Origin of the sequence: Geminocystis sp. CENA526 (assembly GCF_050753365.1) — a bacterium.
GTDB lineage: Bacteria > Cyanobacteriota > Cyanobacteriia > Cyanobacteriales > Cyanobacteriaceae > Geminocystis.
Map to the genome: position 1 here is coordinate 1 of NZ_JBLZFY010000008.1, position 15,007 is coordinate 15,007.

Below are 15,007 nucleotides of genomic sequence, written 5' to 3' on the forward strand. Positions count from 1 at the left end.
GGAGAGGGGGAGAGGGGGGAGAGGAGGGAAAGGAAAAAGAAATAACGATATTTGTTGGTGGAGGTGGGTTTAATATATTAAACCCCTACGTTATTCCTCATTACTCATTACTCATTACTCCTTACTCCTTACTCATTACTCCTTACTCCTTACTCCTTACTCATTACTCCTTACTCCTTACCCCTTACTCCTTACTCCTTACTTCTTGCCTAATTAACTGGGCGACTGTCGGGAATATGTTGTGCAGGATTTAGGGTTACTGGTAATTCTTCTCCGGGGATTGGTAAGTCAAAATTTGGTCCTTTTTTGATGATACGGCTACCAAAGAATAACGCTGAGAAAAAGAGTAAAGTGTAGATAATTAAAAAAATTGATAGGGATGTTAAGACGTTACTAGCAGGAAGGTTAGAAACAGCGTCTGCTGTGCGAATTTGCCCGTAAACAGTCCAAGGTTGTCTGCCGACACACCGCACTATCCAACCAGATTCAACGGCTAAATAGCCTAGAGGCGCACTCCATATCCACGATAAAAGCAGTAATTTTTGTTGACTGATATTTTCTGAAGATAGTTTTCCCCTTAACCATTGGATGACGGAAGCTATCACTACTCCCACTAAAATAAAGGCAATACCACTCATTAAACGAAAAGCATAGTAAATCAATCCTACCATTTTGGGTCGATCGATGGGAGCAAATTCTTTTAAGCCTAAAACGGGCGCACTTAAACGAGGTTTAAATTCTAAAATGTAACCTAATGCGTTAGGAATCTTGATTTCCCAATTATTGCTTTCTGTTTTTTCATTAGGGAAAGCCAGTAAACTCCAATCCCCTGTTTCTCCTGCGGGGATAGTTTCCCATTGCGCTTCCATTGCCGCCAATTTTGTTGGTTGATAATGGTACACTTGTTCAGCACTTAAATGCCCGACAAAAATTTGTAAAGGAGTAATGGCAATGGCAACCACTAAAACAATTTTGAGGGATTTTGAGAAAAATTCGGTATGACGTTTATTGATAAGATACCATGCACTAATACCGCCAATCACAAAAAGAGAGGTTTCGAGGGTAGCTAAAAACATATGGGAAACACTCTTAATCATAAAAGGATTCGCCATCGCCCCAAAATAATTGCTAACGATAAATTTACCCTCGATAAATTCTCCTCCTGCGGGAGTTTGCATCCAAGAATTGGCAATGAGAATCCAGAAAGTAGAAAGATTTGCACCCACTGCTACTAATATAGTGGCAATATAGTGGATAACTGGAGGCACTCTTTCCCAACCGAATAACATAATGCCTAAAAATCCAGCCTCTAACATAAAAGCCATAGTGGCTTCAAAACCTAAGACACTACCAAAAAAATCTCCTACGGATTCAGAAAAAGGCGCCCAGTTTGTGCCGAATTGAAATGCCATAGGTGAGCCTGATGCGACACCGATACCAAAATTTAGTACATAGAGTTTTGCCCAAAATCGAGCATGATAATAGTAAGTAGGGTTTTTGGTTTTTAGCCATAAGCCTTCTACGATAACTAAATATATTGCCATACCTGTAGTCAAAACAGGCCATAACATATGAAAAATTGCAGTAAAGGCAAACTGCATCCTAGATAAAACTAGAGTATCAGAAAGAAAATCCATAGGGGATGATGAGTCCATTTTACGAATAACTTTTTTATTTTAGTTACTTTTTCTCTTTGACCGATCGTCTTTTTTTGAATTTTATGTTGAGATTTGTTAACAAAGATTATTTTTAATCACTACAATTAATTGCTTATATATTTTTATCTGGGTTAACAGACTGTACCGATAAAATTAGACAATCTTAAATAATCGTGGTTTAAGGAACGATCGAAGAACTTTAGGTTATCGTTATACAGAGTCTATTTTACCTGTTGGACAAGAAGTTTTAATTATTGGGCAAGTGAGCGATGAAACAGGAGATTTAAAGATAATTAAACCTGCTAACAATAAGGAAATGTTCTTGATTTCCCTTAAAACTAACGAGGCTTTAATACATAGTTACGGAGAAAGTCAGAAATACTTTTTAATCGGTTCGATCGTCTGTGGTATTTTGGGAATAATTTTAATGATTCTCTCAATTTTTTAACACAGAATCAGTTAAGAATGAAGAATTAAAAATTAAGAATTAAGAATTAATCACCTTTGCCAGTTGCTTTTTACTCATTACTCATTACTCATTACTCATTACCCATTACTCATTACTCATTATTGCCTGAGCAAGTGGTGAGTGTAACAAATCTTTACGTTTCTTAAGGTAAGTTACCCTTGTCGATTATGCTAATGATTGTAGAAAAAAACATTTAAGATAATCTTAAGATACGGAGGTCTTAACATTGGCTATTCCTCTTTTAAATTACGCCCCTAATTCTCAAAACACTCGTGTAGAAGGCTTTGAAGTAGGCGGAGACGAACAACCCAGAGTTTATAATGCTGAAAGTCTTTATAGTCCATCTGATATGGATGTATTGATCGAAGCGGCTTATCGTCAAATCTTTTTCCATGCTTTCAAATCCGATCGTGAAATCGCCTTAGAATCTCAATTACGCAATAAACAAATTACCGTGCGTGATTTTATTCGTGGTTTATTATTATCCGAAACTTTTAAAAGTAGTTTTTACGATAAAAATAGTAACTATCGCTTTGTACAGCACTGTATTCAAAAAGTATTGGGTCGTGAGCCTTACAGCGAAAGAGAAAAAATTGCTTGGTCGATCGTGGTAGTAAATAAAGGGATTAAAGGCTTCATTGATGAGTTATTAAACTCCGATGAATACTTAGAAAACTTTGGTTATGACATCGTACCTTACCAACGCCGTCGTAATTTACCTTCCCGGGAATTAGGAGAAAGACCCTTTAATATTTCTTCTCCTCGTTACGATGCTTACTATCGTGGCGTTCTCGGATTCCCTCAAATTATCTGGCAAAATCAAGTACGCCGTTTCGTACCTCAAGAAAAACAGGCAAAAGCAGGAGATCCTTCTTTATACCTCAATATGGCTCGTAGCATTAATGCTAAACCAGCTCCCACTCCCCGTGTTTCGGCAGGAAATATCAGTTTAGATAAAGTTCCTTACCGCCGTTAAGTTGATTTAAAGTTGATAGTTGATCAGAAATTGAGGAATGAATAATTAGGAAGAGATGATTTCTTGTTCCTAATTTCTAGTTCCCATCTGAGTATTTATACTCAAAAAAATTTCTTAAATATTAAATTTAATAAACAAAATAAAACCCTTTTTAAAACATTTGATAATCTGAAAAAGTAAGAATCAAATTTCATAAAGGGTAATGAAACATTTTTCCGACGACTGGATTAAAGAATGGTGTAATAAAAACGGTTGGACTGATCTGTTTGTAGAACGCCGTGATTATTGGGCTTTTCCTCCTCATGGGGTTATACCTTTGCCCATTCCTAAAGAAACTTTAATTGAAATCAAAGCTGAAAAAGGCTTTTCTCCACAGGAAAAAATTTGGTTGGGAAGTGCTATTATAATTACTTTAACGGCAATACTTTTAACTTATTTTCTCAATTGTCCTATGCCTTTAGTGTTTGCTTTTGCTTTTTGTTCGATCGTGGTGGGACATTTTGAAGTAGAGTGAATAGTGAATAGTGCATAATTTTTAATTCTTCATTCTTAATTCTTCATTCTTAATTCTTCATTCTTCATGAATTGGTGGCGAAAACTAAAAAATAATCCTTTGGCAAAATCAGGGTTTATCATTCTTGTATTTTTTTATGCTATGGTATTAGGTGCGGATTTTATTGCCCCCTATAATCCCTATTCTGCTCAGGAAAATGGTTCTTTATTGCCACCAACTACTATTTATTGGCGTAATCAAGATAAACAATTTATCGGACTTCATGTATATCCTACTACTCAAGGACGAACCGATATAAACACGGGCGATCGAACCTTAGAAATAGACTACACAAAACCTTCTCCCATTCGTTTATTTGTTAAGGGTGAACCCTATCAATTTTTACAAATAAAATTACCTTTACCCCCCACCTTTGACGAGGTAGAAATCTTCTCAGGTTTTACTCTGCAAAGACGTTTATTCGGTACTTTAGGAGAAGGAAAAATTAATCTTTTAGGCACAGATGAACAGGGTAGAGATCAATTTAGTAGAATATTATTTGGCGGAAGAATTAGCCTTTTTATTGGCTTAATTGGCATTTTAATTTCTTTTCCCCTCGGCATGATAATTGGAGGCATTGCAGGTTATTTTGGAGGCATTTTAGACAATATTTTAATGCGACTGGTGGAAGTTTTGATGACCATACCGGGTATTTATTTATTAGTAGCATTAGCCGCCGTTTTACCGCCGAGTTTGAGCAGTGCGCAGAGATTTATGTTAATTATTTTAATTACTTCTTTTATCGGTTGGTCGGGTTTAGCTAGAGTTATTAGGGGGCAAGTTTTAACCCTCAAAGAACAAGAATTTGTGCAGTCTGCTAGATCGATCGGGGCAAATTCTTTCTATATTATTATCAAGCATATTTTACCGCAAACAGCGACTTATATAGTCATTTCTGCCACTCTTTCCATTCCTAGTTTTATCGTGGCAGAATCTGTATTAAGTTTGATTGGTTTAGGCATTCAACAACCCGATCCCAGTTGGGGTAATTTACTGTCATTAGCCTCCAATGCTTCGGTATTAGTTTTACAACCTTGGCTAATTTTTCCTCCTGCTATTTTAATTATTTTAACGGTACTATCTTTTAATTTATTAGGGGATGGATTAAGGGATGCACTCGATCCCAAAAGCATTAGGAATTAAGAATTAAGGGTTCTTGAAACTAAATCGTAATAATAAATATAGTCTAAAGCTAATGATTAGATTCAAAATCTTGATTTTTCATTCTTTAACCTGACACCTGACACCTGACACCTGATACTTACCCTCATCAAAATACTTTTTGTGCACCCCCTAACTAAAACACTTTTTGAGCAAACCCTACTTATTACTCAATTTTTAAGCAAATTGTTGACTTAATGCGACTGGATTATGGACTGTAATTTTTTTCTTGGTAATAGAAATCAAGCCGTCTTGTCTTAATTCTCCTAGTAATCTTGTTACCGTCACCCGTGTTGAACCAATGGCTTCGGCAATAGCCTGATGGGATAGTTTGAGATCGATCGTAACACCATTAAGGCTAGGAATCCCAAAATCTCGACATAGTATCAACAGGAAACTAACTAAACGAGAAGCCATGTCACGATGGGCAAGGGTTTCAATCATTAATTCTGTTTGTAAAATTCGAGAAGACAATCCTTGTAACATAAGTCGTGATAGTTCAGGATTATCTCTTAACGCTCGTTGAAAATGCTCAATAGGGGCTGATAATAATTCTACAGGAGTGAAAGCCACCGCATGATAGAATCGATCGGACTTTTGCCCTGTTACCAAAGACAAAACCCCAAAAACACTATTTTCTCTCAATAAAGCTACTGTTATTTCCTCTCCTGCTTCATACACCCGTGACAATTTGACAGCACCCTTCATTAAAAAATATACCCTTTCTGCTGGATCTCCGGGAAAAAAAATTGTCTTACCACGTTCAAATCTTTCCACTACAGGAGTATAAATTCCAGCTCCAATTTGACGAAATACAGAGGCTAAAGGTTGTTCTTGATTTAAGATTGATTGCATAGGGGATAGTTACTTAATAATATTTAATGTTCGATCGAATAAAGGACACTTTTTATAAGAAGATAAGTAATTGTAAACTAGATAACTATCTATAACGTAATTAGTTTAATCAATTATTGTCAGATATTACAGAAAATTAAAGAAAAAATCAAGAATATGTTAGATTTAAAAGGAAAAAATGCCCTTGTAACTGGTATTGCTAATAATAAATCGATCGCATGGGGTATTGCTCAACAGCTACATAAAGCAGGGGCAAATATTGGTGTCACCTACCTGCCCGATGAAAAAGGGAGATTTGAGAAAAAAGTAGGAGAATTAGTTGCCCCTTTAAACCCTAGCGTTTTTTTACCCTGTAACGTACAAGATGATGCTCAAATAGATGAAACCTTTGCCCAAATTAAAGAAAAATGGGGACATATCGATATTTTAATCCATTGTTTAGCCTTTGCTCAAAAAGACGATTTAGCAGGAGATTTTAGCAACACTTCCCGTGATGGTTTTAAAACAGCCCTCGATATTAGTGCCTATTCTCTCACTCGTTTAGTACAATCAGCTAAACCCATGATGGCATCGGGAGGAAGTATTGTCACCTTAAGCTATTTAGGAGGAGTAAAAGTCATTCCCAACTATAACGTTATGGGTATTGCTAAATCAGCCTTAGAAATGAGTGTGCGTTATTTAGCCTCCGAATTAGGTAGTCAAAATGTAAGGGTAAATGCTATTTCGGCGGGTCCCATCCGCACCCTTGCATCTTCAGCCGTTGGGGGTATTTTAGACATGATTCACCATGTGGAAGCCGTTGCCCCCTTAAAACGTACCGTAACTCAAATCGAAGTAGGCAACACCGCCGCCTTTTTGTGCAGTGATTTAGCTAGTGGTATTACTGGACAAATTATTTATGTTGATGCAGGTTACGAAATAATGGGCATGACTCAAGGGTAATTAGGAATGAAGAATGAAGAATGAAGAATGAAGAATGAAGAATGAAGAATGAAGAATGAAGATTTTTATATAGATTTCTGATTTCTAATAAATATTGGGTTTAAACCTATCTGAAGTACTTTGAGACAACCGTACTTTTTAAAAATGTTAAAAAAAGTAACAATTTAGACAGATTGCTTGACAAAGTTGCGGTTTTAATATCCTTATGTTAGGTTATTTATATCTAATGAATTAATTGAGGAGTAAAACTAATGGAAACACCTACTAAACTGAGTTTGGAACAACAATTTAAGTTGGAAGTTCTCAAAGATCAAGTTAAAAAGTTAAGTCAAGAACAAGCCCAAGAATATTTAATTGAGGTATTTCGTCAGATGATGGTGAAAGATAACTTAATGAAACAATTATTCAAAAATGTGTAAAATTCCCTAGACGTTGTTGTAAATTTGATAATCATTGTATTTCTCGGCAATGAGATTCTTTGTTAACTGTTATCTAAATTCTATGTCTTTTATTTTTTATCTCAACAACGTCTTTTACTGAATTTTTTTATTGTCGCTACATTATGTCTAAAATGTTTAAGCTCGATCGAACTAATCTAACCACGAAAGGACAATTATTAAGCTAGACTATCAACAATGAAGTTTTAATGATCTCGATCGAACGTGAATAATACCAGAAATTTAGATTGGTTTTTAATCTGCTTAATAGTGGGATTAAGCTCCTTTGGTTCTTTAATTATTTATAGTACCCAAAGCTATGAGCAAATATCTGATTGGCAACAACAGCTAATTATGACAGTGGTGGGTTTTATTATTTTAATGGGTTTATCCTATTTTCCCTACGAAATACTATTACGATTTCATTGGATAACCTACGCCATAACCAATATACTGTTAGTAGTTGTCATTTTTGCGGGAGATACCGTTAATGGTGCGCAAAGATGGATTAATTTAGGCGGTTTTCACTTCCAACCCTCCGAATTTGCTAAAGTAGGTTTTATCGTCAGTCTATCCGCCCTATTACATTATCGAGACGGCTCAAAATTAATTAACCTTCTCCCCGTTATGGCAATGGTATCTGTACCTTGGATATTGACTTTAATTCAACCCGATTTAGGCACATCCCTTGTATTTGGTGCTGTTAGCTTAACGATGCTTTATTGGGCAAATATGAACTTAGGTTGGATTTTATTAATATTATCCCCCATCGTCTCAGCATTTTTATTCAATTTATTATTACCTGCTTGGTTGATTTTCGTTACCGCCATGATTTTAATTGCATGGTTTACCTTTCCTCAACAAATTAGGGCGCTTTGGGCTTTAGTCACCCTTACCATCAATTATGGTGCAGGAAAAATGGGGGGCATTTTATGGAATTTATTACAACCCTATCAACAAGATCGTATCACTTTATTTTTAGAACCAGAAAAAGATCCCCTCGGTGGAGGTTATCATTTAATACAGTCCAGAATTGCCATTGGTTCTGGTAGAATATGGGGTAATGGTTTTCTTGAGGCTACTCAAACTCATCTTAACTTCGTTCCCGAACAACATACCGATTTTATCTTTAGTGCCGTTGCTGATCAATTTGGCTTAGTTGGTAGTCTTTTTGTTATAGCAGTCTATTGGTTAATCTGTTGGCGCTTGGTAGTTATTGCCGTTCGATCGAGAGACAATTTTGGTTCATTATTAGCTATCGGGGTATTAGCGATGATTGCCTTTCAAACCATCGTAAATTTAGGTATGACTATGGGATTAGCACCGATTACGGGGATACCTTTACCTTTTCTTAGTTATGGTAGATCATCTTTATTAACTAACTTTATTGCCTTTGGTTTAGTGGAAGCAGTCGCAAACGCTAGAATAGTCAAGAAAGCCAAACCTCGTCGTTTTCTGTCTTTCGATCGAATTTTTTAACCCACATTCTCTATTCCCTATTCCCTATTCCCTATTCCCTACCCTCACCAAAATACTTTTTCAGCAACCCCTACTTATGAAAATTACCGATAGTATCAAAATGGCTATTACAACCCTACTAGCAAATAAAATGCGTAGTAGCTTAACCATGTTAGGGATTATTATAGGTAACGCTTCCGTTATTTCGATGATCGGAATAGGTCAAGCTGCGCAACAATTAGCAGAAGAACAATTCGAGTCTTTAGGTGCTAATGTACTGTTTGTTGTACCTGGCAGTCGAGAATCTCGCCGTACCACTTTTGATACTCCTAAAACCCTTGTGTTATCAGATGCAGAGGCGATCGCCACCCAAGTACCTACCGTTACAGAAGTAGCCCCTCAAATCAACTCTCGTCTTTTAGTAACCTATGGTAATCGCAATAATAACGTCTCCATTATTGGTACAACCCCCGAATTTTTAACAGTGCGTAGTTTTGATGTTGCCCAAGGAAGATTTATCACCGATTTAGATGTGAGACGCAATAATAGAGTTGTAGTTTTAGGCTCACAAATTGTCGAAGATTTTTTTCTAGGGGAAAATCCCATAGGAAAGCGTTTAAGAATCAAAAACGTTTCTTTTGAAGTAATCGGCATTATGGAGTCCAAAGGCTCGTTTTTAGGCACGAATCAGGATGAAAGTTTATACATCCCCCTCACTACTATGGCTAATCAAATTGTGGGCAAAACCTCTAACTACGGTTTAGAGTTGAGTTTTATTTCTGTCACCGCCAGAAGCCCTCAAGATATATTCGCCGCCCGATTCCAGATTGAAAATTTACTGCGTTTGAGACATAAAATAGTCAGGGAAGATGATTTTCGAGTGGAAACCCAAAAGGATATTTTAAATATTGTGGGTACTGTCACCAGTGGACTGACTATTATGTTAGGTGCGATTGCAGGGATTTCTCTGTTAGTCGGAGGAATTGGGGTAATGAATATTATGTTAGTCTCTGTCAGTGAAAGAACCCAAGAAATTGGTTTAAGAAAAGCCATAGGGGCAACAGAGGGTAATATACTCTCTCAATTTTTAATCGAAGCTATTATTATTTCAGCTACGGGAGGAATATTTGGCACGATGTTAGGTATTGGGGTTTTAAGTTCGATCGCACTGATGTCACCTTTACCCACTACTGTTTCCACTACTACTATTCTTTTAGCCGTGGGAGTATCGGGAGGTATTGGCTTGTTTTTTGGTGTAGTTCCAGCGCAACAAGCCGCCAAACTCGATCCCATTGTCGCCTTAAGAAGTGCCTAGTTTAATACACATCATTGAGAGCAAAAATTGTGGGGGTAAATCAATTTCTGCATTCCTCTTAATCGTATTATGACCTGTTTTTTACTGCTTAATTGTTTTAGACAAATATTAATCATGCTGACAGGGCGGTTGATAGTATTGCTTAATTGCTTAAGAGTTAATCCTTGAGGATTCTGATTAATTACCTGCAAAAGAGTTTCACTCGTAGTTAAACCACCACGAGCTTCGATGAATATTATGTTTACCATTGTCTCACACCAAAATGTTAAATAATTATTAAGCTATTATAATATTAGTTGTCTCAAAGTATAATGAAAGTATTTTTAATTGTCAGGTTTAAAAAATAACAAACACTTTTTAATTGCGAATAATATCAATAATAGTAAATTTAATCCTTTATAACCTATATATAATAGGCTCGATCGAACTTTGTCACCATGATTATTTAATAATTATTATCAATAGTGAGGGCGAAACCCCTTCTATTTTTTCTCATACCAACATTCAACATCACTCTATTATTTCTCCCTTGTCATCACAATTAATAGGTAATCCTTTTCAATTCCTTGTTTTTCTCCTGTAACTACCCTTTCCTAATTGCTAATAGTATCAACAAAATAAATCTAATCCTTTCTATAACAAGCTCGATCGAACTTTATCACAATTATTATTTAATAATTATTATTGATAGCGAAGACGAAACCCTCGTCTATTTTTTTGATACCAACATTCAACATCACTCTATCATTTCTTCCTTATCATCACAATTAATAGGCAATCCCTTTCAATTCCTTGTTTTTCTCCTGTAACTACCCTTTCCTAATTGCTAATAGTATCAACAAAATAAATCTAATCCTTTCTATAACAAGCTCGATCGAACTTTATCATCATTATTAATTGATAATTATTATTAATAGTGAATGGAAAACCCCTGTATCTTTTTTCTGATGTCAGACTTTAACTCTATTATTCTTAGTAGTTAGACATCATAACCTGAAATAGAACATTAAGAGATTGCTTCGTATCCTCGCAATGACAATATGAAGAATAATGATAAGATAAAATATCTTAAACAAAAATTAACATTCAATTCTTAAGTCACAAAAAAAATGACGATTAAACACTGATAAAGTGATAATCAAACATAAAAAACGTTAAAAGTATTCTCAATTTATATCTATTTTCAACTTTCATTTTTGTCTAATTTCTAATATCTCATTCCTCATTTCTCATTCCTAATTCCTAATTATTCTATGGTATTTGTTAAGCGTGTAGAGTTATCTCGTTTCAAGTCTTTTGGTGGTAATAATGCTGTGCCTTTTTTACCCGGTTTTACGGTAATTTCTGGACCAAATGGCTCAGGAAAATCTAATATTTTGGATGCTTTATTATTCTGTTTAGGTTTAGCAAGTTCAAAGGGAATGAGGGCAGAAAGACTACCAGATTTGATTAATAATAGTCAAAATAATATTGGAAAGGTTATGGAAACGATTGTATCTGTTACTTTTGATTTAGAAAATTTAGAAATTTTAAATAATAATATATCTGATGATAATAATGAGTTAAATAGTAGTTTTAATTATTCAGATAATGATAATTTTTATGATGATAAAGAAGAAGAAAATACTGTTGAAAATGATAAGTCTAAAAATCAACCAAAAATTAACTTAGAATCTCTCTCTGAGTTAAAAGTAACTAGACGTTTAAGAGTCACTAAAGGCGGTAGTTATGCCTCCACTTTTTATCTTAATGATAGTCCTTGTACTGCTAATGAACTCCATGAACAATTAAATCGTCTGCGCATTTATCCCGAAGGTTATAACGTGGTTTTGCAAGGAGATGTGACTCGCATTATTACGATGAATGCTAAGGAAAGACGAGAAATTATTGATGAATTAGCTGGTGTTGCAGAGTTCGATCGAAAAATTGAGCAAACGAAGACGACTCTGGAGGCGGTGAAGGAGAGGGAGGAGAAATGTCATATTATCCAAGACGAGTTAACAGAAAATAGTGCCAAGTTGAAACAGGATTCTGAGAAGGCGAGTAAATATCAAAAACTGAAGGCACAAATTCACGAGAAAAAACAATGGGAAATCGTGATTAATTGGCGTTATTTACAACAACAAAAAGAGGAGATTAAAAAGACATTATTAGACTTAGAAACTAAACAAACTCAAAAGACAGAAAATTTGAATAAAATTGACAGTAAAATTATTACCGCTAATGAGCAATTAAAGGCATTCAATGAGGAGGTAAAAGCCTTGGGAGAAGAAGAACAAATTAATGTTGCTTCTAAGTTAGCTAGTGATAAGGCAAAACGAGAACAACTTTTAAAACGACAACAGGAGTTGACTAAGTTAGATAATGACTTGATTTCTAAACAGAAGGAAATTGAGCAAAAAGTTAATAGTTATCAACGACAGTTAACAAGTTTAACCACAGAAATTGAGCAATTAGAAACTAACCTTCTCCCTCATTTAGAAACAGAAAAAACTGCTATCAAAAATGAATTAGATACTTATAAAGAGGAAGCGAAACAAATTGCCTCTAAGTCTCAAGCATGGGTTGCTCAACAAACGGCATTAAATCAAGAAATTACGACTATTCAAAAACAGTTAAATCCTCAGTTAACTCAACAGGCTTTGTTAACCGAAAGATGTAATAAGTTACAGGCAACGATAAAAAATGAAAATGAGCAATTAGCAAAGTATGAGCAAGATATTAATAAAAAACTTGAACAAGTACCCACTTTAGAAAAAGAAATAGGGGACTCTGGATCGAACATACAAGTATTAACGGAGAAACTTGCAAAAGTTGACGCAGAAATTGCCTTAAATGAAGATACCATCCATCGTTTACAAATTGAGCAAAGGGAGAAACAACGGGAGTTAGATAAACTGGAGGCAACTAAACAAGCGCAACAGGAGGCACAAGGTACTTATGCTAGTAAGATTATCTTAAATTCTGACTTGCCGGGGGTATGTGGTTTAGTGGCGCAGTTGGGGGAGGTAGAATCTCGTTATCAATTAGCGTTGGAAATTTCGGCTGGAAGTCGCTTAGGGTTTATCGTGGTGGAAGATGACACCATTGCCTCCTTGGGGATTAAATTACTCAAGCAACAGAAGGCTGGAAGGGCAACTTTTTTGCCTTTGAATAAAATACAGTCACCCCGTCTGCATATTCCTAGGGAGGTGTCTCAAGCTAGGGGTTTTATTGATTTAGCGGTTAATTTGGTGAAGTTTGACTCTCAATATCAAGGGATTTTTGCTTACGTTTTTGGCAATACGATCGTGTTTGAAGATTTGGACTCAGCACGGAAGTTAATGGGGCAAGGACGCATCGTCACTTTAGATGGTGAGTTGTTGGAATCTAGTGGAGCAATGACGGGAGGTAGTGTGTCATCTCGATCGAGCCTGAAATTTGGTAGGGTATCGGCTACGGAAAGTAAGGACTTTGGAGAGTTAAGACGGCGGATAAGTGAAATTGAAGACATAATTATCCAGTGTACAAATAAAATATCAGAAAAAAGGCACTTAGTCAAGGGGTGGTCTGAAGAATTAAATCAAGAGAGACAAAATAGACAGAAAAAATTGCTTCTTTTAGAACAATGTCAACAGGAAATTAATCGTTTAGAACAAGATAAAGAGAAAATTATTGGTAGTAATGCTAATAACTATCAGGAATTAGTTAAGGGCAAACAAGAGTTAACAAATATTGAACAAAATTTGCCTTTATTACAGACTCAATTAAACCAAAAACAAGAGGAATTAAAAGAGTTAGAATCTAGCTATGATAATCAGGAATGGCAAAATTTACAACAGATTATTAGTCAACAGGAGTTGTTATTAGAAGATAAGCAATCGATGTTAAATAAGAGTCAACAAAATTTAGATAAATTAGTCAATAATCATCAAGATTTGCAGGAAAAAATTACGGAAGCACAAAATAATATCACTTCTTTATCTACTCAACAAAATGAGATTCAACAAGAAAAAATTACCCTTACTCAAGACTTGAGTTCGATCGAGCTGGAAATCACTAAATATGAAAATCTGTTCCAAGAATTAGCTCAAAAATTAGAGAGTATTAAACAGGAAAGAAATAAACAGGAAAGTCTAGTTAAACAGTTAGAAAATGAACAACAACAACTAAAATGGTCGATCGAAAAAATAGTTTTACAACATCAAGAAGGGCAAACTAAATTAAATGAGCTAACCTTACAAATAGAGGAGATAAGCCAAGAGTTACCCAATCCTTTACCCGAAATTCCTTGGTTAGTTAATAATGCCGAAAGTGGTGATATTAATAATAAAATTACCTTCGATAGTTTGCAAGATCACCTAGAGCAAATTAAACAAGAAATTCGTAAGGGAGAAAAGAAATTAGAAGCCCTTGAACCTGTTAATATGTTAGCTTTAGAACAGTATGAAAAAAATCAGGAAAGACTAGAGGAATTATCTCAAAAATTAGCAACTTTAGAAGGAGAAAGAACCGAATTATTATTACGAGTAGAGAATTTTACAACCTTAAGATTAAGAGCTTTTAAAGAGTCTTTTACAGCAGTTAATGAAAACTTTAAAACGATTTTTGCTACTCTTTCTGAGGGGGATGGTTACTTAAAATTAGAAGATGAAAATAACCCTTTCAATGGTGGTTTAACCTTAGTTGCCCATCCCAAAGGAAAACCCGTACAAAGATTAAGCTCTATGTCAGGAGGTGAAAAATCTTTAACCGCCCTTAGCTTTATTTTTGCTTTACAAAGATACCGCCCTTCGCCTTTTTATGCCTTCGATGAGGTGGATATGTTTTTAGATGGTGCTAATGTAGAAAAACTATCAAAAATGATTCAACAACAAGCAAAATCCGCTCAATTTATCGTAGTTAGTTTAAGAAGACCAATGATTGAAGCCGCCCAACGTACGATCGGAGTGACTCAGGCGAAGGGGGCTTATACTCAGGTATTGGGTATTAAACTTAAACAGAGTGAATAAGCTATAGCAATTCTCGTTTTGATGAGATACAAAAATTGTCGTTGAAAGGCAAGAGGCAAAAGGCAAAAGGTAACAGATAAGTAGGAGGTGCACAAAAAGTATTTTGATGAGGGTAGGTATCAGGCATCAGGTATCAGGTGTCAGGTTAAAGAATGAAAAATCAAGATTTTGAAGCGTTATCTCTTCAACAAG

General features: G+C 35.4%; 12 protein-coding genes. 9 read left to right on the forward strand and 3 right to left on the reverse strand.

All coding sequences use genetic code 11. The annotated features are described in order from the left end of the window. Positions 1-209: 209 nt before the first annotated feature. Complete coding sequence (locus ACN4EE_RS03960; protein WP_431705176.1) at positions 210-1,637, reverse strand: cytochrome ubiquinol oxidase subunit I; 1,428 nt, start codon at positions 1,635-1,637, stop codon at positions 210-212. A 181-nt stretch (positions 1,638-1,818) separates the two neighbouring features. Here ACN4EE_RS03960 and ACN4EE_RS03965 point away from each other — a divergent pair, with 181 nt between their 5' ends. The 4 genes from ACN4EE_RS03965 to ACN4EE_RS03980 all read left to right on the forward strand — a co-directional run bounded on the left by ACN4EE_RS03965 (position 1,819) and on the right by ACN4EE_RS03980 (position 4,799). After that, on the forward strand, positions 1,819-2,106 hold the full coding sequence (locus ACN4EE_RS03965) for a GIDE domain-containing protein (protein ID WP_431705177.1): 288 nt from the start codon (positions 1,819-1,821) through the stop codon (positions 2,104-2,106). 247 nt (positions 2,107-2,353) lie between these two features. Next, on the forward strand, positions 2,354-3,103 hold the full coding sequence (locus ACN4EE_RS03970; RefSeq protein WP_431705103.1) for a phycobilisome rod-core linker polypeptide: 750 nt from the start codon (positions 2,354-2,356) through the stop codon (positions 3,101-3,103). Between the two features lie 202 nt (positions 3,104-3,305). Beyond that, on the forward strand, positions 3,306-3,617 hold the full coding sequence (locus ACN4EE_RS03975) for a slr1957 family protein (protein WP_431705104.1): 312 nt from the start codon (positions 3,306-3,308) through the stop codon (positions 3,615-3,617). 66 nt (positions 3,618-3,683) lie between these two features. Beyond that, positions 3,684-4,799: an ABC transporter permease gene (locus tag ACN4EE_RS03980; protein ID WP_431705105.1), complete on the forward strand. Its 1,116-nt coding sequence runs from the start codon at positions 3,684-3,686 to the stop codon at positions 4,797-4,799. 195 nt (positions 4,800-4,994) lie between these two features. Here the strand turns inward: ACN4EE_RS03980 and ntcA are convergent, their stop codons facing one another. Continuing rightward, positions 4,995-5,672: a global nitrogen regulator NtcA gene (ntcA, locus tag ACN4EE_RS03985; protein ID WP_431705106.1), complete on the reverse strand. Its 678-nt coding sequence runs from the start codon at positions 5,670-5,672 to the stop codon at positions 4,995-4,997. Between the two features lie 156 nt (positions 5,673-5,828). Between ntcA and fabI the strand changes: the two genes are divergently transcribed. From fabI to ACN4EE_RS04005, 4 genes are all read left to right on the forward strand, one after another. Next, positions 5,829-6,614, forward strand: coding sequence for an enoyl-ACP reductase FabI (gene fabI, locus ACN4EE_RS03990; RefSeq protein WP_431705107.1), 786 nt, complete (start codon positions 5,829-5,831; stop codon positions 6,612-6,614). 251 nt (positions 6,615-6,865) lie between these two features. Then, complete coding sequence (locus ACN4EE_RS03995) at positions 6,866-7,033, forward strand: NblA/ycf18 family protein (protein WP_431705108.1); 168 nt, start codon at positions 6,866-6,868, stop codon at positions 7,031-7,033. A 243-nt stretch (positions 7,034-7,276) separates the two neighbouring features. Further along, entirely contained in the window at positions 7,277-8,530 is a 1,254-nt protein-coding gene (gene rodA / locus ACN4EE_RS04000) for a rod shape-determining protein RodA (RefSeq protein WP_431705109.1), read from the forward strand. Positions 8,531-8,606: 76 nt separating this feature from the next. After that, complete coding sequence (locus ACN4EE_RS04005) at positions 8,607-9,824, forward strand: ABC transporter permease (protein WP_431705110.1); 1,218 nt, start codon at positions 8,607-8,609, stop codon at positions 9,822-9,824. An 11-nt stretch (positions 9,825-9,835) separates the two neighbouring features. Here ACN4EE_RS04005 and ACN4EE_RS04010 read toward each other — a convergent pair whose 3' ends face one another. Next, positions 9,836-10,072, reverse strand: a complete 237-nt coding sequence (locus ACN4EE_RS04010; protein ID WP_431705111.1) for a hypothetical protein — start codon at positions 10,070-10,072, stop codon at positions 9,836-9,838. 1,005 nt (positions 10,073-11,077) lie between these two features. Between ACN4EE_RS04010 and smc the strand changes: the two genes are divergently transcribed. Continuing rightward, positions 11,078-14,815, forward strand: coding sequence for a chromosome segregation protein SMC (gene smc / locus ACN4EE_RS04015; RefSeq protein WP_431705112.1), 3,738 nt, complete (start codon positions 11,078-11,080; stop codon positions 14,813-14,815). Positions 14,816-15,007 lie beyond the last annotated feature (192 nt).